The following is a 22,848-nucleotide window of genomic DNA, read 5'->3' as shown; positions in this document are numbered from 1 at the left end:
GCCCCTTGCGGCACCGGGGGTCTCCTTAACGGAGCCGGCCCGGCGACGGAAGTGCGCACCCCGCCGCCGGGCGACCGGGTGCGGGGCGCCTGTTACGCAGCCTTCTACGCCACCTTGGCGCGTCGGTTCCGGGCGAACTCGATGAGCGCCGGATCCTCGCTCTCCGGCAGGGTGATCGCCGTGGTGGCGAGCAGGTCGCCGCGGGTACCGTCCTTCTTGGGCAGGCCCTTGCCGCGCAGCCGGAACGTGCGGCCCGAACTCGTCATCGGCGGCATCTTCATCTCGACCGCGCCGGTGAGCGTCGGCACCCGGATCGTGCCGCCGAGCACGGCGTCCTCCAGCGGCACCTCGACGCTGGCCTTCAGGTCGGCCCCCTCGACGGTGAAGCGGGGATGCGGCCGGACCCGGATGGTCAGCAGGGCGTCGCCGGGCTCGCCGCGGGGGCCGGCGCTTTGGCCGAGGCCGCGGAGCCGGATGGTCTGGCCGTCCTCGACGCCCCGGGGGATCACCACGTCGACCTCCCGGCCCGTGGGCAGGGCGAGGCGCAGCTTCTCCTCGCTGGCGACCTGCTCCAGGCTGACGGACAGCTCGGCCGCGACATCTTCGCCCTTGGCCGCCTGGCGCTGGCCGGGTCCGGCGCCGCCCGCGCGGAACGCCTCGCCGAAGATGTGCGAGAAGATGTCCTCGCCCATCCCGCCGCCGCCCATGCCACCGCCGCCTTGCCGGCTGCGGGCCATGTTCTCGAAATCGAAGCCGCTCGACCGGCCGCCGCCGAAGCCGCCCGAGAACCCCTCGAAGCCGCTGGCGCGCGGCTTGCCGTCGGCGTCGATCTCGCCGCGGTCGAACTGCTTGCGCTTCTCGGAATCGCCCAGGATCTCGTAGGCCGAGTTCGCCTCGGCGAACCGGTCCTTGGCCTTCACGTCGTTCTTGTTGCGGTCGGGGTGGAAGTCCTTGGCGAGCTTGCGATAAGCCTTCTTGATGTCGGCTTCGCTCGCTCCCTTGGCCACGCCCAGCACGTCGTAGGGATTGCGCATCGGTCTCTTGAAGCTGTGCGGTGGGGTATCCACCCGGATGTGGGAAGGCTGTTGCATCCCTGCAACGGTCGTAGCCGCGAAAGTCTGCGGGTTCGGGCGCTGCGTCAAGCGGTGGATCTCGCGCCAGAGCGCGCGACCGCCTAACCTCGACGCGTGACGCCATCACCGGCTCGTCGGCACCGGGCCGCGGGAGGAAATCCGATGCAGTATGCCTGCGACCACGTCCATCTGCGCAGCCGCAACGCCGTGAAGGCGGCAGCCTTCTACGTGGAGACTTTTGGGGCCACGGAGGTGAAGCGCGTCGGCGTCGATCCCGTGCAGCGCATGGTGCTCGACCTCGGCGGCCTGACCGTCTTCATCGAGCAGGCACCGGTCGAGACCGCCCCCGCCACGCAGACGCCCTGCCTCGGCATCGAGCATATCGGTCTGCGCGTCGCCGACATCGACGCCGCCATGGCCGATCTCGCGGCCCGCGGCGTTCCCGTGCGGATGGGCATCACCGAGCGCGGCCCGGGTCTGCGGATCGCCTTCGTGGAAGGTCCGGACGGGGCGCTGATCGAGATCCTGGAGCGCCGGGCGGCCAGTTGACAGGGGTCCCTCAGAAGGTTCGCGGGCCGCGCCCGAGCCCTTCGAACGTCCGGATCGCCTCAGCGCCGGGCGCCGCCGTGCAGGGCCAGCGCCGGCTCCCGGTCGCCCTCGGTTGGAGATGGCGGCTCGATCCGGTCGAAGCCGTCCGCGCTGTAGACCGCGCCGAGCACCGTCTTGAAATGGCGCTGCACCCGGGCGTGGCACTCGCAGGCCGAGGCCGACATCGCCCGGCGGTCGAGCACCGTGATGCGCCCGCGCCCGACCCGGATCAGGCCCTGGTCCTGGAGCGTCCGCAGGATGCGGGTCAGGTAGGTGCGCTGGACGCCGAGCATCGAGGCCAGCAATTCGTGGGTGATCGGCAGGGTGTCGCCCCCGATCCGGTCCTGGAGCGTCAGGAGCCAGCGCAGGCAGCGCTGCTCGATCGGGTGGAGCGCGTTGCAGGCGGCGGCCTGCAGCACCTGGGCCAGGAGGCAGTCGCCGTAGCGTGCGAACAGGTTGCGGACCTCGGGGGACCGGCGCTTGGCGTCCTGAAGCCGGTCGGCCTCCAGGCGCAGCATCGGCCCGCCGATCTGCACGATCGCCTCGGTGGAGGCCGGCACCCGCCCCGCGCTGACGATGCCGCCGACGGCACCCTCGCGACCGATGCTGGCCGTCTCGGCGCAGCGTCCGTCCCGGGTGCCGATGATGAGCGCCACGACGGTCTGGTCGCAGGGGAAGGTGATGTGCGCCACCTCCGTGCCGGCCTCGAACACGATCGCCCCCTTGTCGCAGGAGACCCGCTCGAGATGGGGCACGATCAGCGCGCGGTCGGGTTCCCGAAGCGCATCGAGGAGCAGGTTGCCCGTGAGGGAGGCGGCGCGGTCAGCGGGCATGCAGGTCGGGGATCGTGGAGCGGGAGGCCCCCGAGAAGGAACCTCGTCGGGCGGCCCGCTGGCGCGCGGGTTAACCCGTCACGCTTATATCCCGCCCCCCGTCCTGGAACCAACCTAAGTCTATCCGGCCCGATGATTTATTTGTCGGTGCAAAGACCCTGTTCTGAAAGCCGCCGATGCTCGCGCGGATCGCAATCGGTCGACAGGAACGAGGCCCAGTCGGACGGCGTGCCGTAGAAGGCGTTGCGGTCGACGTCGCCCTGTACGCCGGGGACGCGCCCGGTGGAGGTGAACTGCCAGAGCATCCACTTCCGGTTGACGAAGCGCTGCTCCGGCTCGGCCGCGGTGGAGCGCAGCCAGTGCGGGTAGTCGGGCAGCTCGCCTTCCAGCACGTCTTTGTGGAAGGTGATGTCGGTGTAGATGATCGGGCGCTTGCCGGTGTAGCGCTCCATCTCCTCCAGCATCTCGGTGACCATCGCCAGAGCCTGCGCCTTGGGCAGCTTCTTCGGGCAGGTCTGCGAGTGGCCGTTCCATTCCACGTCGAGCACCGGCGGCAGGGCCGTCGGGTCGTTCGGGACGTTGCGCTTGAACCACTCCATCTGGTCCCGGGCGGAGCGGCACCAGAACACGAAGTGGTAGGCGCCCCGCGGCACGCCGGCCTTGGCGGCGTTGTCCCAGTTGGTCCGGAATCGTTCGTCGACGTGATCGCCGCCCTCGGTCGCCTTGATGAAGGCGAACTGGGTGCCGGCGGCCCGGACCGAAGCCCAGTCGACGTTGCCCTGCCATTTCGAGATGTCGATGCCCTGGATCGGGTGCTGCTTGGCCTTGGCCACGCCCGGATGGGGCTTGGCGTCGCCCTTGGTCGGATAGAAATTCGTGTTCGACGCGCAGGCGGCCAGGCCTGCCATCACCGCGACGGCCAGCACCCGGGCGGCGATGCGCCGGGCGCTCCTCAACCGGCCGGCACCCCGAATCGCCGAAGCGGACGGACCCTGCGAAAGCTCGATATCCCGCACCATCAGTGTTCAGCCCGCCACCGAAGAAGCGCCAAAGTCAGGCGTAATCGATGGGCCCGGCGCAGTTAACGGAGCTTTGCGAACTTTGCGGCGGAATTCCGAGATGCGTGTCGTTACCGCGACATACGGTATCGATCCCCGGTTGGTTCACAGGCCCGGATCCGGCTAAGTGCCGGTCCCGCAACGCGAGTCCCGTCACGGTCCCGTGAGCAAGCAATTATTCACCATAGGTTACGAAGGGCTCGACCCGGAGCGCCTTACGGATGCGCTGCGCTCGGCGGGCGTGGCCGTGCTGGCCGACGTGCGGGCGGTGGCGAACTCGCGCAAGCGCGGCTTCTCGAAGGGCGCGCTCGGAACGGGTCTCGCAGAGGCGGGACTCGGCTACGCGCATCTGCGCAGCCTCGGCACGCCGAAGGCCGGCCGCGAGGCGGCCCGGGCGGACGACGCGGCGCTGATGCGCAGGATCTACTGTGAAGAGGTGCTCGATACGGGCGCCGGCGGAATAGCCCTGGACGAACTCGCCGCCATGGCGGCCGCCGCCCCGACCTGCCTGCTGTGCTTCGAGCGGGACCCGGCCCGCTGCCACCGCCGGGTCCTGGCAGAACGGCTCGCGGACCGCGGATTCGCCGTTACCGACCTGTTCGGCTGAATCGGCACGGGCTTTGGCCGTCGCGCATGAATGAAACGCGCGCCCTTTTCCCGGACGCCTGTAACGTCAGTGGAAGGTGATCCGGGATCCAGCAGAGAAAGCGCCGCGCAGCGGCACGATTTTGAAGCGACAGTCACAATCAGGCGCTTCGCGTCGTCCTGTGCTGGATCCCGGGTCGCGTTCCGCTCTCGCTCCACGCGCCCGGGAAAGGGACGGGGCGCAACCGGCAACGTGCAGCTCCATCGGTCTTTATTCAGGTCAGCGCATCGCCGCCATGGCGGCGAACCGCCGGATCGGCGCCATGGCGGCGCTGAGCAGCATCCGGGATGTCCGCACGGCGCCGAATTCCCGTGGGACCGGTCGGCGGCGATACGGGTCGGTCACCGGCTCGACCGGCAAATACAGGGCTTCGAGGAACGACATCTCCAGCAGCATCGCGCCGGTCTCGTCGGTGACCACCAGGGCCGCATCGAGCAGCCGGGTATCGCCGCTGTGCTGACGCATCAGCCCCTGGACGATGGTCCGGGCGGTGGCCCGGGCGGCGTCCAGGTCGGCGACCCACTGCGCCGCGGAGGCGGGCAGGCAGGCGCCGTCCAGGCGGATGCTGAAAGTGGCGCGGACCATCGTGGCGTTCCTTGGAGGATCGGGCGTCGCGCGTCAGGCGGCGATCGTCAGGCGGCTTGCGCGCCGTCCTGCGGCTCGGCCTCGACGAGGCCGGCCTTGCCTTCGGCTGCCGATTTCGGGTCGAAGGCGTCCGCCAGCAGGCTGAGGCGCCGGGCCATGTCGCGCACCTCGTTGAGGGCGATCGACTTCTGGCCCTCCTTCACCGCCCGGGTGATGTCGCTGACCTGCGTGGTGGCGACCCGCCTCAGTTCGTCGGCGAGCTGGTGGCTGGTCATCATCGCATCCGTTCCCGAATTGGTTCGTCTGTGCCGGGACCGTGGTGGGAGGGCGCTTACCAACGGGTTTCGCGCCGCGGCGATGCCTGTGGACAACGCGGACCGGCGCGGCTCAGTCCTGCAGGTGGCGCGCGGCGATGATCGATGCGGCGGTGCGATTCTCGACGCCGAGCTTGGCGTAGATGCCCTCCAGGTGCTTGGTCACGGTGCGGTGGCTGAGCCCCAGGATCTCGCCGATGTCGCGGCTCGATTTCCCCCGGGACAGCCAGAGCAGCACCTCCGCCTCGCGGCCGGTGACCGGGAGCCGCGCTCGCAGCCGCTCGATGCCGCCCGAGGCCTCCTCGCGCGACAGGCGCAGCAGGATCTCGTCCGGGGTACGGCCGATGAAGCTGAGCGCATAGGGGGTGCCGTCGCCGCCGGTCAGCGTCAGGGCGTTGGCGGACGCCCCGGTGAGGCAGCCGCGCAGCCAGTCCCGGGCGCGAGCGGGCAGTGCGAGCCCCCCGGACGGATCCGAGCCGAGACCGGCCAGCAGCCGCCCGGCCTGCGGGGTCGCCCACAGCACCGCACCCGCCTCCGAGACCGCGAACAGGGTGCGCCCGGCGGTGTCGAGGGCGGCCCTTGCGCTCTGGGCGGCCCGGGCGCTGGCCAGATGCACGCGGATCCGGGCCAGGATCTCGTCCGGGGCGATCGGCTTGGTGACGTAGTCGATCCCACCGGCGCTCAGGCCCTTCACGATATGCTCGGTCTCGCTCAGCCCGGTCATGAAGATCACCGGCACGCCGGCGATCTGCGGCTTGGCCTTGAGCCGCCGGCAGGTCTCGAACCCGTCCATGCCCGGCATCATCGCGTCGAGCAGGATCACGTCCGGGGTGATCTCGTCCACCAGCGCGAGGGCGAGGTCGCCGCCCACCGCCACCAGCACGGTGGCGCCCGAGCGCTCAATCGCCTCGGTGAGGAAGCTCAGCGTGTCGGGGGAATCGTCCACCACCAGGACGACGTCGCGGCTCGGCTGGTTGGTCGGCGCCTCAGCCATGGCGGGCGAGTCCTTGCAGGACCGAGAGATAGCGGCGCAGGTCGTAGCCCTCCACGAGACCGCGCATCTGGGTCACGAAGGCGGGGGGCACCGTCGCGTCGCCCTCCATCTGGGTGAGCTTCGCCTCAATGGCCCGGATATGGCCGATCCGGCCCAGGCGCAGCAACTCGCCGACATGCTCGGGCCCGGGATGGCCGATCTCCGCGAGCGCCGGGGCCGGCTCGCGCAAAGCGGGCGTCGCGGCGTCGGCCCATTCGAGGTGAAGCAGCTTGCCGATCCGCTCCAGCACGTCGCGCAGGTCGAACGGTTTTGCGAAGATCGCGTCGTGGGGGGCGTCGTCGCCGCGCACCGGGCTGATCTCGTGGACGTTGGCCGACATCATCGCGATCGGCCCGGTATGGCCCTCCGCGCGCAGCGTCGCGGCGGCGGCCCAGCCGCTCATGCCCGGCATGGCGATGTCGAGCAGGATCAGGTCGATCCCGCCCTTCGCCACCGCCGCCAGGCATTCCGGCCCCGAGCCCGCCTCGATCACGGAGATTCCGTGCGGCTCCAGAATCGCCCGCATCAGGGCGCGGTGGGCGGTGTCGTCGTCGGCCACCAGGATCGTGCGGCGGACGCCGGCATAGGCTCGCTCCGGCGCGGAGGCCGGGGGAACCACGACGACCGGCGCGGGCTGGGCCACGGAGGCCAGCATCAGCCGCAGCCGGGCCTGGGTGCCGCCGCCGGGGGCCGCCGCCACGGTGATCTCGCCGCCGAGCAGCTGCGCCAGCAGGTCCGCGATGGTGAGCCCGAGCCCCGTCCCCGGAGTACTGCGGGCGGCCGGCGTCGAGCCCCGCTCGAACGGCTGGAAGATCCGCGCCAGGTCCGCCTCCGGGATGCCGGGCCCGGTGTCGCGGATCGTGAACGCCGCGATCTGGCTGCGGTAGCTCAGATCCAGCGAGACGGTGCCGGAGGGCGTGAACTTGATCGCGTTCGACAGGAGGTTGAGCAGCACCTGGCGCAGGCGCTTCTCGTCGGTGGCGACCACCGCCGGCAGGATCTCCGGCCGGGAGAACCGGAACTCGAGGCCCGCCTCCCGGGCCTGCAGCCGGACCATGTCGACCAGCTGATCGAGGAACTCCGTGAGCCGGACCTCGTCCCGGTGGATCTCGAGCCGCCCGGCCTCCATCCGCGAGATGTCGAGCAGGCCGTCGATCAGCCCGGACAGGTGCTGGGCGCTGCGCCTTATCACCCGGATGCCGTTGAGGCGCGGGGCCGGGATCGCGGGGTCGGATTCGAGGAGCTGGGCGTAGCCGAGCACGGTGGAGAGCGGCGTGCGCAACTCGTGGCTGATCCCGACCACGTAGCGGCTCTTGGCGAGGTTTGCGGCTTCCGCACGCTCCTTGGCCTCCTGCAGCTTGGCATCGGTGAGCTTGTGAGCCGCGATCTCGGCCTCGTAGAGCGCGGTCTGGCGCATGGTCTCCGACTGGGCGACCCGCCGGCTCTCCTGGGCGAGCACGAACAGCCACGCGACCACGCCGAGGATCACCACCAGGATGAAGAACACGCTGGTCAGCGCGGTGCGCAGGACCACGCGATGCTCGGGATGCGCGATGGTGGCGCCGGCATGGACGATCCCCAGGATCAGGGCGATCACCGCGCAGAGGGTCAGCATGACCGCGAGGTAGCGGCCGAGCGGCGCGCCGATCCAGGCCGCCGTCCGGCCCGGCAGGATCCGGCCGAGCGCCTGCTGCGCCTGCGCCTCCAGCCGGCCGTGCGGCTTGCACAGGTCGCCGCAGCGGGCGTCGAGCGAGCAGCACAGGGAGCAGATCGGGGCGTCGTAGGCCGGGCAATGGGCCATGTCCTCGCCCTCGAACGGCAATTCGCAGACCCGGCAGGTGACCTCGCCCGCCCCCCAATCCCGCTTTGGGGTCCGGGCGAGATACCAGCGGCCGGCCGTGGCCCAGGCGATCACCGGGGCCGCCACGAAGGCGGTCGCCAGCGTGAGGAGCGGCGCGAAGGGCTGGAGCGCGTGGCCGAGCAGGCCGGCATAGGCGAGGCCGCCGATGGCGAGCGCCAGCACCATGGCGCCGGTCCCGACCGGGTTGATGGCGTAGAGATGGGCGCGCTTGAATTCGATGCCCGGGGGCGAGAGGCCGAGCGGCTTGTTCACCGCGAGGTCGGCCGCGAGCGCGCCCACCCAGGCCGAGACCACGGAGGCGTAGAGCGGCAGGGTGCTCTCGATGGTCTTGTCGATGCCGAGCTCCATCAGGAGCACCGCGATCGCCACGTTGAACACCAGCCAGACCACCCGGCCCGGATGGCTGTGGGTCAGCCGGGAGAAGAAGTTCGACCACGCGATCGAGCCGGCATAGGCGTTGGTCAGGTTGATCTTGAGCTGCGAGACCAGGACGAACAGCCCGGTCAGAAGCAGGGCCGCCTGGCCGCCCTCCCCGGTGACGTAGCCGAACGCCACCGCGTACATCCGGGTCGGCTCGGCGGCGTGCTCGGGCGGGACGCCGTGCCCGAGCGCCAGGACGGCGAGGCCGGCGCCGAGCAGGATCTTGAGCATGCCGGGCACGATCCAGCCGGCGCCGCCCGAGAGCACCGCCAGCCACCAGCGCCAATCGCGCCGGCCCACCGGCTCCGGCACGAACCTCAAAAAATCGACCTGCTCGCCGACCTGAGCGAGGAGCGCCAGCAGCACCCCTGTGGCCAGCCCGAACCGGCCGATGTCGAAGGCGGCCCCGCCGCCGTCGAGGCCCGGGAAATCCGCGAGCGCATGCAGCGGCGCCGCGCCTTGCGCTGCCACGAAGACCAGCGGCAGCAGGCTCAAGGCCACCCAGAGCGGCTGCGTCCAGATCTGGAAACGGCTGATCAGCCGGATGCCGTAGACCACCAGCGGGATCACCGCGGCGGCGCAGACGAGGTAGCCGATGCCGAGCGGCAGCCCGAAGCAGAGCTGAAGCGCCAGCGCCATGATCGCCGCCTCGATGGCGAAGAACAGGAACGTGAAGCTCGCGTAGATCAGCGACGTGACCGTGGAGCCGAGATAGCCGAACCCGGCGCCCCGGGTCAGCAGGTCCATGTCGAGCCCGTAGCGGGCCGCGTAGACGGTGATCGGCGCCGCGGTGGCGAAGATGATCAGGCCGACGACCAGCACCGCCGCCAGCGTGTTGGGGAAGCCCGCCGTCAGCGCCAGGGTCCCGCCGATCGCCTCCAGCGCCAGGAACGAGACCGAGCCGAGCGCCGTCTGGGCCACCTGGAAGCCGGACCAGCGCCGGGCCTTCTTGGCGGTGAACCGGAGGGCGTAATCCTCCAGGGTCTCGTCGGCGACGAAGCGGTTGTAGTCCCGGCGGATCGGGATGATGCGCTGGGGGCCGCTCATCGCGGCCCTGTCCGGCACATGGAGTTGCGGCCGCGCGCACGCGCGCGGAAAGAACCCGGCGCCGGGGCGCCGCCCACGCTCTCCGCCCTCGCTCCCAACTGTCCCTCAGACTCCTGCGCCGCGATGGTGCGCTCGATGCAAGAGAACGGCCATACGCAAAACATCGTATAGGCCGCAGCGTGACCGAAGACCTAGCCTGGACTGGTCGATCCGGGGCGCCACGCGAGGCCCGGACGCGAACCAGGGCAGGCACGATGGCTGACGACACCGAGACCGGCGCGAAGAACGGCTTGCATTCCCCGCTGCGGCGCAGGCTGCTGATGGGACTGGCCGGCGCACCGGCCCTCGCGCTGATGCCCCGCGGCGCCTGGGCCGCGGCCCCGACCTCGGCGGTGAACACCACCGGGCTCGCCGTGACCGACACCGAGGTGACCGTCGGCATCCTGCACTCGGTCACCGGCACGATGTCGATCTCCGAGACCGGCGCCCAAGAGGCGGAAAAGCTCGCCATCGCCCAGATCAACGAGGCCGGCGGCGTGCTCGGCCGCAAGATCAAGATCATCCAGGAGGACGGCGCCTCCGACTGGCCGACGTTTGCCGAGAAGGCCAAGAAGCTCCTGGTCAACGACCATTGCGCCGCCGTGATGGGCTGCTGGACCTCGGCCTCGCGCAAGGCGGTGCTGCCGGTGTTCGAGCAGTACAACGGCCTCCTGTACTACCCGACCTTCTACGAGGGCCTGGAGCAGTCCAAGAACGTCTTCTACACCGGCCAGGAGGCGACGCAGCAGATCCTCGCCGGGCTCGACTGGGTCCACAAGGAGAAGGGCGGCGACAGCTTCTACTTCATCGGCTCCGACTACATCTGGCCGCGCACCTCGAACAAGATCGCCCGCAAGCACGTCGAGAACGTGCTCAAGGGCAAGGTGGTCGGCGAGGAATACTTCCCGCTCGGCCACACCCAGTTCAATTCCGTCATCAACAAGATCAAGCTCACCAAGCCGAAGGTGATCTTCACCGACGTGGTCGGCGGCTCGAACGTGGCGTTCTACAAGCAGCTCAAGGCGGCGGGCATCGACCTGTCGAAGCAGGTGCTGATGACGATCTCGGTCACCGAGGACGAGATCGACGGCATCGGCGGCGAGAACATCGCCGGCGCCTATGCCTGCATGAAGTATTTCCAGTCGATCGACAACGAGAACAACAAGGCCTTCGTCGCCGCCTTCAAGAAGATGTGGGGCGAGAAGACGGTGATCGGCGACGTCACCCAGGCGGCCTATCTCGGGCCGTTCCTGTGGAAGATGGCCTGCGAGAAGGCCGGCTCCTTCGACGTCGACAAGGTGGTCGCCGCCTCCCCGGGCCTGGAGTTCAAGGGCGCCCCCGAGGGCTACGTCCGGATCGACGAGAACCATCACCTCTGGTCGAAGACCCGGGTCGGCAAGGCCAAGCCCGACGGCCAGTTCGAGATCGTCTACACCAGCCCGGAACTGATCAAGCCGGATCCGTTCCCGAAGGGCTACCAGTAGTCGCCGCCGGTACTTCCCTGCCCTGGCAGGTTCTGATGTTCGCACCGCGGCTTGAGAAGGCCGCGACAAGCCCCCTCTCCCATGCGGGAGAGGGTTGGGGTGAGGGACCAGGTCTTTCCGGGGAGGTCGCATCCCTCGCCCTGTCCCTCTCCCGCACGGGAGAGGGGACCTGCGCCTCAACCGGCATCGTCTGAATCCGGTGGCACCTGGCGGGAAAGACCTCGCTCCGGACGATCACCACACCAGCTAGATCGCGGGAGACACGAGAAAATGTTGGGCGAGTATTCCCTCGGCGACCTCGGCGCGATCTTCGCCATGCAGGGCTTCGCCGGCCTGATCCTGTTCTCGGTCTACCTGCTGATGGCGCTGGGACTGGCGATCATCTTCGGGCAGATGGGCGTGATCAACATGGCCCACGGGGAGTTCATGATCCTCGGGGCCTACGTCACCTATCTCTGCTCGGCGTTCTGCCAGAGCTACCTGCCGGCTTTGTTCCCGGTCTACTTCTTCGTCGCGATGGGGCTGGCGTTCCTCGCCTCCGGGGCGCTCGGCATGCTGGTGGAGTGGAGCCTGATCCGGTTCCTCTACAAGCGCCCGCTCGACACGCTGCTCGCCACCTGGGGCCTGTCGCTGATCCTGCAGCAGGCCTACCGCTCGATCTTCGGCGCCCGCGAGGTCGGCGTCGAATTGCCGTCCTGGCTGATCGGCTCGGTGCAGGTCACCGACACGATCGAGATCCCGGTCAACGGCCTGTTCGTGATGGCCATCACCATCCTGATCACGGTCAGCGTGGCCCTGCTGATCTACCGCTCGCGCTTCGGCCAGCAGGTCCGGGCCGTGATGGCCAACCGCGCCATGGCCGGCGCCGTCGGCATCGATACCGAGAAGGTCGACCGCTACACGTTCGGCCTCGGCTGCGGCATCGCGGGCGTGGCCGGCTCGGCCTTCACGATGATCGGCTCGACCGGGCCGACTTCGGGTCAGCTCTACATCGTCGACACCTTCCTGATCGTCGTGTTCGGCGGCGCCGCGAGCCTCTTGGGCACCATCGCGTCGGCCTTCTCGATCTCGCAGACGCAATCGACCCTGGAATTCTTCCTCTCCGGCTCGATGGCCAAGGTGATCACCCTGCTCGCGGTGGTCGGCATCCTGATGTTGCGGCCGCAGGGCCTCTTCACCCTCAAGGTCCGGCGCTGAGGATTTCCCGATGACCAATCCGGTCCAGACCCTGACCAAGTCGGTCACCGTCAACGACAACCCGTTCATGAAGCCGGTGGAGTGGCTGAGCCTGGCTCTGCTCGCCGGGGTGATCCTGGTGGTCCTTCCCCTGGCGCTCGACGGGTTCCGCCTCAACCTCGTCGGCAAGTACCTGACCTACGCCTTCGTGGCCCTCGGGCTCGTGATCTGCTGGGGCTATGCCGGTATTTTGTCCTTAGGCCAGGGCGTATTTTTCGGCTTGGGTGGGTACTGCATGGCCATGTACCTGAAGCTCGAAGCTTCGAGCGTCGCCAACACGAAAATCCAGTCGACGCCGGGCATCCCGGACTTCATGGACTGGAACCAGATCACCGCGGTGCCGTGGTTCTGGCTGCCGTTCAAGAGCCTGCCGCTGACCCTGATCCTGGTGGTGGCGGTTCCGGTCCTGTTCGCCTTCATCATCTCCTATGCGATGTTCAAGCGCCGGGTCGGCGGCACCTATTTCGCGATCATCACCCAGGCGATCGCCGCGATCCTGACGATCCTGATCGTCGGCCAGCAGGGCTACACCGGCGGCATCAACGGCATCACCGACCTGCGCACCCTCCACGGCTGGGACATCCGCACCGACCACGCCAAGGTGATCCTGTACTTCGTCAACGGCGGCCTGCTGCTGGCCTGCATCCTCGCCGCGCAATACGTGAAGAAGTCGAAGCTCGGGCGGATCCTCGTCGCCATGCGCGACAAGGAGGACCGGGTCCGGTTCTCGGGCTACTCGGTGGCGGGCTTCAAGGTCTTCGCCTTCTGCCTGGCGGCCGCCTTCGCGGCGATCGGCGGAGCGATGTTCACCCTGCAGGTCGGGTTCATGTCGCCCTCCTTCGTGGGCATCGTGCCCTCGATCGAGATGGTGATCTACGCCGCGGTCGGCGGGCGCCTGTCGCTGTTCGGCGCGGTCTGGGGCACGCTGCTGGTGAACTGGGCCAAGACCAGCTTCTCCGAGAGCTTTCCGGATCTCTGGCTGTTCGGCCTCGGCGCCCTGTTCATCGCGGTGGTGCTCGCCTTCCCGAACGGTCTGGCCGGCATCTGGCGCGAGCAGATCGAGCCCCGCCTGACCCGCCGGGTGAAGGGTCTGCGCCCCCCCGAGACCACCATCGTCCCGCCCCACGGCGCTCCGGCCGAGTGAGGATGTCATGAACGCCGCGATCCTCTCCTCCCCCGTGGTCGGCGCCGAGGCCGCGCCGCCCGATTACCTCCTCGCCGTCGAGGCGCTGACCGTCTCGTTCGACGGCTTCAAAGCGGTCAACGACGTGTCGTTCTACGTCGACCCGGACGAGATCCGGGTGATCATCGGCCCGAACGGCGCCGGCAAGACCACGGTGCTCGACCTGATCTGCGGGCGCACCCGGGCCAGCGCCGGATCGATCAAGTACAAGGGCCAGGAGCTGACCAAGCTCACCGAGAGCGCGATCGTACAGGCCGGGGTCGGCCGCAAGTTCCAGACGCCATCGATCTACGACGACCTCACGGTGTTCGAGAACCTAGAGATCTCGTTCCCCCGCGGGCGCACCGTGTTCGGCGCCCTCACCTTCAAGCGCGACGCCGAGGTCCGCGACCGGATCCACGAGATCGCCGAGACGATCTTCCTGAAGGACCAGCTCAAGGAGCGGGCCGAGTTCCTGAGCCACGGCCAGAAGCAGTGGCTCGAGATCGGCATGCTGCTGATCCAGGACCCGGAGCTTCTGATGCTCGACGAGCCGGTCGCCGGGATGAGCGTCGGCGAGCGGATCAAGACCGCGGAGCTGCTCAACCAGATCATCAAGGGCCGCTCGGTCCTGGTGATCGAGCACGACATGAAGTTCGTCGAGGACATCGCCCACCGGGTGACCGTGCTGCACCAGGGCAAGGTGCTGTCCGAAGGCTCGATGGAGCGGGTCAAGAACGACCCGAAGGTCATCGAAGTGTATCTGGGACATTGACGATGGGCTCGCTCCAGACCGCGCACCCGCCCCTGGTCAAGGCGCCTCCGCACGTCGCGATTCCCGATGTGGCTCCGGCGCTCGCCGTCCACGACCTCCACGCTGCCTACGGCCAGAGCGAGGTCCTGCACGGGCTCAGCTTCTCGGTGGCGCCCGGCGAGATCGTCGCCGTGATGGGCCGCAACGGCATGGGCAAGACCACCCTGATGAAGACCCTGATGGGCCTCGTGCCCGTCAAATCCGGGACGATCCGGGTCGAGGGCGAGGAGGTCGCGGGGCTCAAGAGCCACGCCCGGGTCGCCAAGGGCCTCGCCTACGTGCCGCAGGGCCGGATGATTTTCTCCACCATGACGGTCCAGGAGAACATCGAGACCGGCCTGACCGTCACCGGCGCCCGCAAGGTGCCGCAGGACCTTTACGACATGTTCCCGGTCCTGCTGGAGATGAAGGGAAGGCGCGGCGGCAACCTGTCGGGCGGCCAGCAGCAGCAGCTCGCCATCGCCCGGGCGCTCGCCAGCCGGCCGAAGGTGCTGCTGCTCGACGAGCCCACGGAGGGCATCCAGCCCTCGATCATCCGCGAGATGGGCCGGACCCTCAAGAAGATCCGCGACGACCGCGGCCTCTCCATCGTGGTCTCCGAGCAGGTGCTGAGCTTCGCCCTCGACGTCGCCGACCGGGTCATCGTCATGGAGAACGGCGCCATCGTGCACGAGGCGCCCCGCGACGGCATCGACGAGGCGCAGGTCGCCCGGTTCCTCTCAGTCTGAGGATCCGCCGGCTTCGACGCCAGCGAAGGCAATGCCCGGTCCCGCGTCGGACGCGGGTCCCCTCTCCTGAGGGAGAGGGACAGGGTGAGGGGCGTGCCCTCTCCGGAGGGTTCTCCTCCCTCACCCCAGCCCTCTCCCGAACGGGAGAAGGGGGCGTGTCGCGCCGGACAATTTCGCGCGGCCGTCCGTGAAGACTTGGCAGTCAAGATCGCAGCAGGGAGTCGTAAAAAATGCCCGAGACGCTGATCAAGGTCGATCTCACGCAATCGGCCTATGACAACGACATGGTGCACAACCGGTGGCACCCCGACATCCCGATGGTCGCCACGGTCAAGCCGGGCGACGATTTCGTCGTCGAGACCTACGACTGGACCGGCGGTTTCATCAAGAACAACGATTCCGCCGACGACGTGCGCGACATCGACCTGTCGATCGTCCACTTCCTGTCCGGTCCGATCGGCGTCGAGGGTGCCGAGCCGGGCGACCTGCTGGTGGTGGACCTGCTCGACATCGGCGCCAAGCCGGAGAGCCAGTGGGGCTTCAACGGGTTCTTCTCCAAGAAGAACGGCGGCGGCTTCCTGGACGAGCACTTCCCCCAGGCGCAGAAGTCGATCTGGGACTTCGAGGGCCTGTTCACCAAGTCCCGCCACGTGCCGGGCGTGCGCTTCCCCGGCCTGATCCATCCCGGCCTGATCGGCTGCCTGCCCGATCCGAAGATGCTGGAGACCTGGAACACCCGGGAGAAGGCGCTCTACGACACCAACCCGGAGCGCGTGCCGGCGCTCGCCACCCTGCCCTTCGGCCCGACCGCCCATATGGGCCGGCTGAAGGGCGAGGCGAAGGACGCGGCCGCCGCCACGGGCGCCCGTACGGTCCCGCCCCGGGAGCACGGCGGCAATTGCGACATCAAGGACCTGTCGCGCGGCTCGAAGATCTACTTCCCGGTCTACGTGCCGGGCGCCGGCCTCTCGATGGGCGACCTGCATTTCAGCCAGGGCGACGGCGAGATCACCTTCTGCGGCGCCATCGAGATGGCCGGCTGGGTCCATCTCAAGGTCGAGCTGATCAAGGACGGCATGGCCAAGTACGGGATCAAGAATCCGATCTTCAAGCCGTCGCCGATCACACCGAAATACGACGACCACCTGATCTTCGAGGGCATCTCCGTCGACGAGCACGGCGGCCAGCATTATTTGGATGTTCACATCGCCTATCGGCAGGCCTGCCTGAACGCGATCGAGTACCTCAAGAAGTTCGGCTATTCGGGCGCCCAGGCCTACTCCATCCTCGGCACGGCGCCTGTGCAGGGGCACATTTCGGGGGTGGTCGACATCCCGAATGCCTGCGCGACCCTGTGGATTCCCACCAAGATCTTTGAGTTCGACATCAATCCCGGTGCCGACGGGCCGACGAAGTTCCTCGACGGCTCGATCCAGATGCCGCTCTCGCCGGACCTGTGATCTGCCGCCGGTCACGGATGCGACCGGCCCCCTCTCCCGTGCGGGAGAGGGTTGGGGTGAGGGATGCGACATTTCCGGAAAGACCTGTCCCCTCACCCTGTCCCTCTCCCGCACGGGAGAGGGGACCCGCGCCCTTACATTTCGCCGGGAGCCTCGAAATGCCCGTTTACGATTACGCCTGCCAGGCCTGCGGGCCGTTCACCGCCATGCGGCCGATGGCGGAGTTCAAGGATCCGCACGCTTGCCCGGATTGCGGGGCAGCCTGCGAACGGGCCTTCCGCACCGCACCGCGGATCTCCGGCATGGATGCGGGGCTCAAGGCGGCCCACGCCACCAACGAGCGCAGCCGCCACGCGCCGCGGCGCTCGGCGGGCCACGGCGCCGGCTGCGGCTGCTGCTCTCCGAAGAAGACGGCCTCGGCCCCCGCTGCGGCCAAGAGCTTCCCGAGCGCGCGGCCCTGGATGATCAGCCACTGAACTACCAGCCACCCTCCCCCCTCTGCGGGGGAGGGTGCCCCGCGGATGCGGGGCGGGAGAGGGGCAGCGCGACGGTTCAGGACGTGAAGCCCGTCACGACCTTTCCGGACACGTCGCTCCCCTCTCCCGACCCGGCCTGACGGCCGGGCCACCCTCCCCCGCAGAGGGGGGAGGGAGATCGCAAGCCAGGAGGAACCCACGCCATGATGCACGGAGACATCTCGTCCAGCCAGGACAGCGTCGGCGTCGCCGTCGTGAACTATAAGATGCCCCGCCTTCATACCCGCGCCGAGGTGCTGGAGAACGCCAAGGCGATCGGCAAGATGATCGTCGGCATGAAGACCGGCCTGCCCGGGCTCGACCTCGTGATCTTCCCCGAATACTCCACTCACGGCATCATGTACGACGCCGCCGAGATGTACGAGACCGCCTCGTCCGTGCCGGGGGCGGAGACCGAGGTGTTCGCCGCCGCCTGCCGGGAGGCCAAGGTCTGGGGCGTGTTCTCGCTCACCGGTGAGCGCCACGAGGAGCACCCGAACAAGGCCCCCTACAACACCCTGATCCTGATGAACGACCAGGGCGAGATCGTGCAGAAGTACCGCAAGATCATGCCCTGGACGCCGATCGAGGGCTGGTATCCTGGCGACCGCACCTACGTCTCGGACGGGCCGAAGGGCCTCAAGATCAGCCTGATCATCTGCGACGACGGCAACTATCCCGAGATCTGGCGCGACTGCGCCATGCGCGGGGCCGAGCTGATCATCCGCTGCCAGGGCTACATGTACCCGGCCAAGGAACAGCAGATCCTGATGTCGAAGGCGATGGCGTTCGCCAACAACACCTACGTTGCGGTGGCCAATGCCGCCGGTTTCGACGGCGTCTACAGCTATTTCGGCCACTCGGCGATCATCGGCTTCGACGGCCGCACGCTCGGCGAGTGCGGCGAGGAGGAGATGGGCATCCAGTACGCCGCCCTGTCGAAATTCCTGATCCGGGACTCGCGCGCCCACGGCCAATCCGAGAACCACCTCTTCAAGCTGCTCCACCGCGGCTACACCGGCATGATCAACTCCAAGGAGAACCGGCACGGCCTGTCGGAATGCCCCTACGAGTTCTACCGGCGCTGGATCGAGGATCCCGACGGAACCCGCGACGCCGTTCGGGCCATTACCCGGCACTCTGTCGGCACCGAGGAATGCCCGATCGCGGGCATCCCGTTCGTCGGCAAAGGCGAAGGCGCGCCCGACCCGGTGCGCTGAGACCCCAGCAACGGATCACAGGCCCCCATGGACACCACGCCCCTCGGCCCGACCGCGTTCCGCAGCCCCGCGGTGCTGCTGTCGGGCCCGGTCGACTACGACATGTACAAGGATTTCCGCCGCCAGTTCGCCGAGGCCGGCGACCGGCAGATCGTGGTGATCGAGCTCTCGACGCTTGGCGGCGACCCGGAGGTCGCCCGGATGATGGGCGAGGACATCCGCTACCACACCGAGATGAGCCCGGACCGACGGTTCGTCTTCCTCGGCAAGGCCGCGATCTACTCGGCCGGCACGACCTTCATGAGCTTCTTCGCCCGGCCGAACCGCTATCTCACCCGGGGCACGCGGCTGATGATCCACGAGCGCAAGATGAACAAGCAGCTCCAGGTCCAGGGGCCGCTCACCACCTGCATCGCCGCCGTGAAGGCGACCCTCCACGAGATCGAGTGCTCGATCGTGATCCAGAACGAGGGGTTTTCCAATCTCATCCAGGGCTCGGACGTGACCCTCGACGAGGTGCTGGAGAAGGCGCCGGCCAATTGGTATCTCGAAGCGGACGAGGCGCGGTCGCGGGGGCTGATCGAGGCGGTGATCTGAGCAGGCCTGCCGTCGACCTTGCATCGCGACGCCGGCGTCGAACGCGCGATCCGCCCCGAAGCCGTATCAACCCTCCTGCGACCACGTTGGTGCGGTCGCGACGACGTTCACCCCTCCGGGTAATCCGCCTCCAAGCTCGTCGCGCGCCACGCCTCGATTTCCGCGATCCGCTGATTCAGCCGGGTCGTGACCGCCTCGTAACCCCAGGCGCCGAGCACGAGGTGGCGCGGCGGGTTGTCGATCTCGGTCACCCGGATCATCGCCTCGCCGGCCCGGACCGGGTCGCCGGCCTGGGTGCCGCTCTTCTCGGACGTGGCCTTCAGGCGGGCGCCCGCGGTCTCGGCGTAGTCGGCGATGGTGCTGGGGGTCTGGATCAGGGAGCGCCCGGCCCAGTCGGTGCGGAACGGGCCCGGCTCGATGCAGGTGACCCGGATGCCGAGCGGGCCGGCTTCGGCGCTGAGCGCGTCGGAGAACCCTTCCACGGCGTGCTTGGTGGCGGCGTAATAGCCCGAGGCCGGGAAGCCGACGAAGCCCGCAACCGAGGTCACGTTGAGCACATGGCCGGAGCGCTGCGCCCGCATCACCGGCAGCACCGCCCGGGTCAGGGCGAACAGGCCGAACACGTTGGCGTCGAACTGGGCGCGGATCTTGTCGTCCTCGCCCTCCTCGATCGAGGATTGGTAGCCGTAGCCGGCGTTGTTGACGAGGACGTCGATCCGCCCGAATGTCTTTGACGTTTCGCTGACCGCCTGGGCGATCTGGCTCGCGTCGGTGACGTCCAGCGAGAGCGCCAGGACCTGGTCGGGGGCGCCCTCCGCCAGGTCGGCGACCTTGGCCCGGTCGCGGGCGGTCACCACCGCCCGCCAGCCCCGGGCGATGACCAGCTTGGCGAGTTCCCGGCCGAAGCCGGTGGAGCAGCCGGTGATGAACCAGACCGGTTGGGCGTTGGGCATGCTGGTGTGTCCCGTTCGGATCAGGGCGTCGCCGCCGGCTCGGTCAGGGTGTCGATCGACAGCAGGTAGGCGATCAGTGCGTCCTGGTCCGGCCGCGCGACGCCGGAGGCGGCGTCGGCCCAGTACGCGTGTCCTTCGCCGGTAACGCGTGCGATGCGCGCCGTATCCGAGGATTTGTTCGCCGCTATCACCTGAGCCCGCAGGTCACGGTCGATCAGAGCACGCAGACTGTTCGAAGGATCGGGGGCGATGCCGCGGTACACCGTGCCCGAAACGCCGCGCTGCGTCGCCGGATCGGGGCCGACCGCGATGCCGGAATCGTGCAGGTAGGGCGCCGTCCAGGCCAGGCCGACGAGGTTCGGAACCTTGTAGCCGCCTTCGGTTCCCCCCTGCCCCCAGGCAAGCTGAACCTGGGCGAGCTTGTCGCCGGCCAGCGGCACCGGGACGATCACCGGATCGGCCGGGAGCGGGAACGGCGTATCGGTGGCGAACAGGCTGGGAGGCGAGAGCCGCGCCTCCATCTTGGCCCCGGCCCTGGCCCGGGTCGGCTCGGTGCCGATCTCGCCATCCGGGATGATCCGGTGATTGGTCAGCGCCGGGCCCGAATGACAGGCGCCGCAGCCGGCCTTGTCGAACACGGCGCGCCCCGCATTCACGGCGGCGGGATCCTGCTGTGCGGTTGGTGGGTGAAGCAGGTTCTGGAACGCCGACATGGCGTTGTTGGCGTGGTTGACCGGCTCGCCTTGCACCGAGGTGAACAGTCCGTTGTCGGTGACGTAGTTGGTCGCCGGATAGGTCGGCAGCACCGCGTAGCTGTTGAGCCCGGGCGAGGCCGGCGTCGGATCGACGCTGCGCAGGACCTCCGAAGGCTTGCGGGATTCGCCCGGCGTGTACCGGAAGGACTCGGTGGCCGCGCCGCGCAGGACGATGCCGAGATAGGTCTCCGCATCCATGCCGAACAGCCAGGGCGCGGCGGCGGCGAGCTGGGTCGTATCGGAGTTGGCGGCGTGGACGTTGTTGTTGAGCGATGACAGGCCGGCGAACGGCCCCACCGCCTCGCGCCCGCTCCAGCTGTACGGCTCGCCGTGGGCGGAAAAACTCGACGGGATCGAGGTCGGGTTGGTCACCCGGTCGGCCGAGGAATCGAAGCTGCCCGGCGGCCAGCTCGCGACCTGGACCTTGGTGGCGGCCTCGACGGCCTCGGCATCCGGCAGGGCCGGCCCGGCTCCGGCCGAACCCGCCTGCGGGGGATCGGCCTGGCTCACGCTGGCGTGCATGAAGTAGGCGGACGAGTTCTTGGCCAGGGCCACCAGCAGCCCGGCATTGAGGTCGGTGTTGGGCGCCCCCTCGACGACCTTGCCGGTGCCGGGATCGACCGCGGCGTGGCAGAGCGCGCAGGTGATGCCCATCCGCAGATGGCCCCGGTCCGAGAAGGTCTTGATCCCGATGATGAACGCGCCGCCCTTCGGCACGTCGAGCCCGGTGGGGACCAGCTCGCCCGTGCGGTAGGTGCGGTCGCCGACGCGCATGTCCCGGGCCATGGCGACCTGCAGGTTGGTGGTGCCCTGCCCGCCGAGCTTGGTGACCGCGAGGGCAACCGCGGTGGGCGTCAGGCCGCCATCGAGCATGCCCATCACGTCGGTGAGGAAGACCTCGTTGCCGAACGTCTCCTGGTAGAACGCCTGCCGCCCGCGCTCGACCATGGCGGGATCGATCGCCACGGCGCCGCTCCCGGCCGAGAGTTCCTTTCGGCCGGCCTCGGTGCCGTCGAGGTGGTCCGCTTCGGCACGCGAGACCCGGCGCCCGAGGACGTCGAAGGCGGTCTGGATCGGGTAGCGATCGGGGTTGAGCAGGTCGGCCCTGTCGGGCATCGGCGCGTAGCTGAAGTGCCCGAGGCTGATCGTGACACCGGCCGCGACGGTCGCGAGGCCGGCGGCGAGGAGGATGCGGCGGGGCCAACCCATGAACGGTCTTCGATGTCCGTGGCCGATCCGCCCCGCGGGCGTGCGGGGATCGGCGGCCGGCGTTCAACGGGCATCCGCGGCCGAGGTTCATCCGGGCGGGCGGGACGGGGTGTCACGTTCTCGCCAGGGGGGCCGGCGTCCGAACCGCCCATCGGTCCGATCCGCGACGGCGCGTTCAGCCCCGGTCGACGCTTTCCGCAGGCGGCGGCCGGAAGTACGCGCTCGGCGGGCGCCCGAAGGAGCGTCGGAATACGGCCGCGAAGGCGCTCGGACTGTCGTAGCCACAATCCAGCGCGACATCGAGGATGGCCCGGCCCTCCGCCAGCAGCGGCAGGGCGTGGAGCATCCGGGCTTGCTGGCACCACCGGCCGAATCCCATTCCGGTCTCGCGCTTGAACTGCCGCATGAACGTCGCCCGGCTCATGGCGAGTTCGGCGGCCGCCGCCGCGATGGAATGCGCGCGGGCGGGATCGCTGCGGATCCGGTCGCACAGATCCGCCAGGCCGGCCTGCGTCGGAGCCGGCAGGTCGAGCGGCTGCACCGGCAGGAACGCCAACTCCAGCATGAGCAGGCAGATCACGGCTTCTGAGACGGCGCGGTCGCCCTGCGTCTCCGTGAGGGCGGCGAGCTTGAGGATCAGCTCGCGCAGGAGTGGCGTGACCTCGACGACCCTGCAGCAATCCGGGACACCGTCGAACCCGGTCGTGTCGATCAGCAGCGAGCGGAAGCGGATCCCGGCATGGCTGGTGGTGACATGGTCCGTGTCCGGAGGAAGCCAGACTGCCCGGCTCGGCGGTACCACCCAGGTCCCGCTGTCGGTCGTGACCGAGATCACGCCCGCCATCGCGTAGAGGAGTTGCGCCCGCGCGTGGCGATGAAGTGGGCTCGCGAAGCGATCGCCGTCGTACCGGATAACTGCGACCTCGTCTGAGACCCGGATGCCGTCGATCACCGTCTGAGCCTTCCGCGACGAACCTTGATCCTCGCACGCGAGAATATCACCGCCGCCTGACCTAGAGCGTGTTATTGTGTTTTAACGCGGCCCTATTCCAGACTCGACGCCAAATCCTGGGTTTCCAAAGGGCTCGCAGCCCAGCCCTTTCAAGGTGTTTGATTTGCCAGAACCCTGGCGGTTGCGACATGGGCGTTGGTCTGGCGTGCGGGCTCGGTAGACCGCGGCTTGGGTTTTCGCTGGCTGGCGGCCACGCGTTTGGGGTC

General features: G+C 68.8%; 21 protein-coding genes. 11 read left to right on the top strand and 10 right to left on the bottom strand.

Going from position 1 to position 22,848, the window contains the following annotated elements; all coding sequences use genetic code 11:
- Positions 1-104 precede the first annotated feature (104 nt).
- Positions 105-1,034 (bottom strand): DnaJ C-terminal domain-containing protein, encoded by a 930-nt coding sequence (locus FV233_RS12825; protein ID WP_147855060.1) that lies wholly within the window; start codon positions 1,032-1,034, stop codon positions 105-107.
- Between the two features lie 201 nt (positions 1,035-1,235).
- Here FV233_RS12825 and FV233_RS12820 point away from each other — a divergent pair, with 201 nt between their 5' ends.
- Positions 1,236-1,622 carry a VOC family protein gene (locus FV233_RS12820; protein ID WP_147897694.1) on the top strand — a complete coding sequence of 129 codons (387 nt, stop codon included), beginning with the start codon at positions 1,236-1,238 and terminating at the stop codon, positions 1,620-1,622.
- Positions 1,623-1,681: 59 nt separating this feature from the next.
- On the opposite strand, the gene FV233_RS12815 is transcribed toward FV233_RS12820, so the two are convergent.
- Positions 1,682-2,494 (bottom strand): Crp/Fnr family transcriptional regulator, encoded by an 813-nt coding sequence (locus FV233_RS12815; protein ID WP_147897693.1) that lies wholly within the window; start codon positions 2,492-2,494, stop codon positions 1,682-1,684.
- A 137-nt stretch (positions 2,495-2,631) separates the two neighbouring features.
- Complete coding sequence (locus tag FV233_RS12810; RefSeq protein WP_238261092.1) at positions 2,632-3,402, bottom strand: glycoside hydrolase family 25 protein; 771 nt, start codon at positions 3,400-3,402, stop codon at positions 2,632-2,634.
- 313 nt (positions 3,403-3,715) lie between these two features.
- Between FV233_RS12810 and FV233_RS12805 the strand changes: the two genes are divergently transcribed.
- Positions 3,716-4,159 carry a DUF488 domain-containing protein gene (locus FV233_RS12805; RefSeq protein WP_147855064.1) on the top strand — a complete coding sequence of 148 codons (444 nt, stop codon included), beginning with the start codon at positions 3,716-3,718 and terminating at the stop codon, positions 4,157-4,159.
- 258 nt (positions 4,160-4,417) lie between these two features.
- On the opposite strand, the gene FV233_RS12800 is transcribed toward FV233_RS12805, so the two are convergent.
- The 4 genes from FV233_RS12800 to FV233_RS12785 all read right to left on the bottom strand — a co-directional run bounded on the left by FV233_RS12800 (position 4,418) and on the right by FV233_RS12785 (position 9,458).
- Complete coding sequence (locus FV233_RS12800; protein WP_147897692.1) at positions 4,418-4,783, bottom strand: catalase; 366 nt, start codon at positions 4,781-4,783, stop codon at positions 4,418-4,420.
- Positions 4,784-4,830: 47 nt separating this feature from the next.
- Positions 4,831-5,061 (bottom strand): hypothetical protein, encoded by a 231-nt coding sequence (locus FV233_RS12795; protein ID WP_147855066.1) that lies wholly within the window; start codon positions 5,059-5,061, stop codon positions 4,831-4,833.
- Positions 5,062-5,170: 109 nt separating this feature from the next.
- On the bottom strand, positions 5,171-6,091 hold the full coding sequence (locus FV233_RS12790; protein ID WP_147897691.1) for a response regulator transcription factor: 921 nt from the start codon (positions 6,089-6,091) through the stop codon (positions 5,171-5,173).
- On the bottom strand, positions 6,084-9,458 hold the full coding sequence (locus tag FV233_RS12785) for an ATP-binding protein (protein WP_147897690.1): 3,375 nt from the start codon (positions 9,456-9,458) through the stop codon (positions 6,084-6,086). Before FV233_RS12785 ends, FV233_RS12790 begins: the two co-directional genes overlap by 8 nt.
- A 254-nt stretch (positions 9,459-9,712) precedes the next feature.
- Between FV233_RS12785 and urtA the strand changes: the two genes are divergently transcribed.
- The 9 genes from urtA (at position 9,713) to FV233_RS12735 (ending at position 18,713) form a co-directional block, all read left to right on the top strand.
- Positions 9,713-10,981, top strand: a complete 1,269-nt coding sequence (urtA, locus tag FV233_RS12780; RefSeq protein WP_147854521.1) for an urea ABC transporter substrate-binding protein — start codon at positions 9,713-9,715, stop codon at positions 10,979-10,981.
- Between the two features lie 270 nt (positions 10,982-11,251).
- The gene (gene urtB / locus FV233_RS12775) at positions 11,252-12,178 is read left to right on the top strand and encodes an urea ABC transporter permease subunit UrtB (protein ID WP_058191212.1); all 927 of its coding nucleotides are present in this window, start codon (positions 11,252-11,254) and stop codon (positions 12,176-12,178) included.
- 10 nt (positions 12,179-12,188) lie between these two features.
- Complete coding sequence (gene urtC, locus FV233_RS12770) at positions 12,189-13,361, top strand: urea ABC transporter permease subunit UrtC (protein ID WP_147854520.1); 1,173 nt, start codon at positions 12,189-12,191, stop codon at positions 13,359-13,361.
- A gap of 7 nt (positions 13,362-13,368) precedes the next feature.
- A complete protein-coding gene (urtD, locus tag FV233_RS12765; RefSeq protein WP_147854519.1) occupies positions 13,369-14,154 on the top strand; it encodes an urea ABC transporter ATP-binding protein UrtD in 786 nt (261 codons plus the stop codon).
- Between the two features lie 2 nt (positions 14,155-14,156).
- Entirely contained in the window at positions 14,157-14,921 is a 765-nt protein-coding gene (gene urtE / locus FV233_RS12760; protein WP_246689972.1) for an urea ABC transporter ATP-binding subunit UrtE, read from the top strand.
- A 230-nt stretch (positions 14,922-15,151) separates the two neighbouring features.
- A complete protein-coding gene (gene fmdA, locus FV233_RS12755; RefSeq protein ID WP_147897689.1) occupies positions 15,152-16,381 on the top strand; it encodes a formamidase in 1,230 nt (409 codons plus the stop codon).
- 158 nt (positions 16,382-16,539) lie between these two features.
- Complete coding sequence (locus FV233_RS12750; protein ID WP_147897688.1) at positions 16,540-16,857, top strand: zinc ribbon domain-containing protein; 318 nt, start codon at positions 16,540-16,542, stop codon at positions 16,855-16,857.
- Positions 16,858-17,060: 203 nt separating this feature from the next.
- Positions 17,061-18,116 (top strand): aliphatic amidase, encoded by a 1,056-nt coding sequence (locus tag FV233_RS12740; protein ID WP_147856242.1) that lies wholly within the window; start codon positions 17,061-17,063, stop codon positions 18,114-18,116.
- A gap of 27 nt (positions 18,117-18,143) precedes the next feature.
- Positions 18,144-18,713, top strand: a complete 570-nt coding sequence (locus FV233_RS12735; protein ID WP_147856241.1) for a peptidase S14 — start codon at positions 18,144-18,146, stop codon at positions 18,711-18,713.
- A gap of 107 nt (positions 18,714-18,820) precedes the next feature.
- On the opposite strand, the gene FV233_RS12730 is transcribed toward FV233_RS12735, so the two are convergent.
- From FV233_RS12730 to FV233_RS12720, 3 genes are all read right to left on the bottom strand, one after another.
- On the bottom strand, positions 18,821-19,666 hold the full coding sequence (locus FV233_RS12730; RefSeq protein ID WP_147856240.1) for an oxidoreductase: 846 nt from the start codon (positions 19,664-19,666) through the stop codon (positions 18,821-18,823).
- 20 nt (positions 19,667-19,686) lie between these two features.
- Positions 19,687-21,630: a cytochrome C oxidase Cbb3 gene (locus FV233_RS12725; RefSeq protein WP_147897687.1), complete on the bottom strand. Its 1,944-nt coding sequence runs from the start codon at positions 21,628-21,630 to the stop codon at positions 19,687-19,689.
- 175 nt (positions 21,631-21,805) lie between these two features.
- Positions 21,806-22,582 carry a helix-turn-helix transcriptional regulator gene (locus tag FV233_RS12720; RefSeq protein ID WP_147897686.1) on the bottom strand — a complete coding sequence of 259 codons (777 nt, stop codon included), beginning with the start codon at positions 22,580-22,582 and terminating at the stop codon, positions 21,806-21,808.
- Positions 22,583-22,848 lie beyond the last annotated feature (266 nt).

Source organism: Methylobacterium sp. WL7, from assembly GCF_008040085.1.
GTDB classification, from domain to species: Bacteria; Pseudomonadota; Alphaproteobacteria; order Rhizobiales; family Beijerinckiaceae; genus Methylobacterium; species Methylobacterium mesophilicum.
Note: the sequence above shows the minus strand (reverse complement) of the source record. Positions and strands in the feature narration are given on the sequence as shown.

Coding starts and splice junctions, on each gene's coding strand:
- FV233_RS12825 (WP_147855060.1), bottom strand. CDS start 1,034: ATGCGCAATCCCTACGACGTGCTGGGCGTGGCCAAGGGAGCGAGCGAA.
- FV233_RS12820 (WP_147897694.1), top strand. CDS start 1,236: ATGCAGTATGCCTGCGACCACGTCCATCTGCGCAGCCGCAACGCCGTG.
- FV233_RS12815 (WP_147897693.1), bottom strand. CDS start 2,494: ATGCCCGCTGACCGCGCCGCCTCCCTCACGGGCAACCTGCTCCTCGAT.
- FV233_RS12810 (WP_238261092.1), bottom strand. CDS start 3,402: ATGGCAGGCCTGGCCGCCTGCGCGTCGAACACGAATTTCTATCCGACC.
- FV233_RS12800 (WP_147897692.1), bottom strand. CDS start 4,783: ATGGTCCGCGCCACTTTCAGCATCCGCCTGGACGGCGCCTGCCTGCCC.
- FV233_RS12795 (WP_147855066.1), bottom strand. CDS start 5,061: ATGATGACCAGCCACCAGCTCGCCGACGAACTGAGGCGGGTCGCCACC.
- FV233_RS12790 (WP_147897691.1), bottom strand. CDS start 6,091: ATGGCTGAGGCGCCGACCAACCAGCCGAGCCGCGACGTCGTCCTGGTG.
- FV233_RS12785 (WP_147897690.1), bottom strand. CDS start 9,458: ATGAGCGGCCCCCAGCGCATCATCCCGATCCGCCGGGACTACAACCGC.
- urtA (WP_147854521.1), top strand. CDS start 9,713: ATGGCTGACGACACCGAGACCGGCGCGAAGAACGGCTTGCATTCCCCG.
- urtB (WP_058191212.1), top strand. CDS start 11,252: ATGTTGGGCGAGTATTCCCTCGGCGACCTCGGCGCGATCTTCGCCATG.
- urtC (WP_147854520.1), top strand. CDS start 12,189: ATGACCAATCCGGTCCAGACCCTGACCAAGTCGGTCACCGTCAACGAC.
- urtD (WP_147854519.1), top strand. CDS start 13,369: ATGAACGCCGCGATCCTCTCCTCCCCCGTGGTCGGCGCCGAGGCCGCG.
- urtE (WP_246689972.1), top strand. CDS start 14,157: ATGGGCTCGCTCCAGACCGCGCACCCGCCCCTGGTCAAGGCGCCTCCG.
- fmdA (WP_147897689.1), top strand. CDS start 15,152: ATGCCCGAGACGCTGATCAAGGTCGATCTCACGCAATCGGCCTATGAC.
- FV233_RS12750 (WP_147897688.1), top strand. CDS start 16,540: ATGCCCGTTTACGATTACGCCTGCCAGGCCTGCGGGCCGTTCACCGCC.
- FV233_RS12740 (WP_147856242.1), top strand. CDS start 17,061: ATGATGCACGGAGACATCTCGTCCAGCCAGGACAGCGTCGGCGTCGCC.
- FV233_RS12735 (WP_147856241.1), top strand. CDS start 18,144: ATGGACACCACGCCCCTCGGCCCGACCGCGTTCCGCAGCCCCGCGGTG.
- FV233_RS12730 (WP_147856240.1), bottom strand. CDS start 19,666: ATGCCCAACGCCCAACCGGTCTGGTTCATCACCGGCTGCTCCACCGGC.
- FV233_RS12725 (WP_147897687.1), bottom strand. CDS start 21,630: ATGGGTTGGCCCCGCCGCATCCTCCTCGCCGCCGGCCTCGCGACCGTC.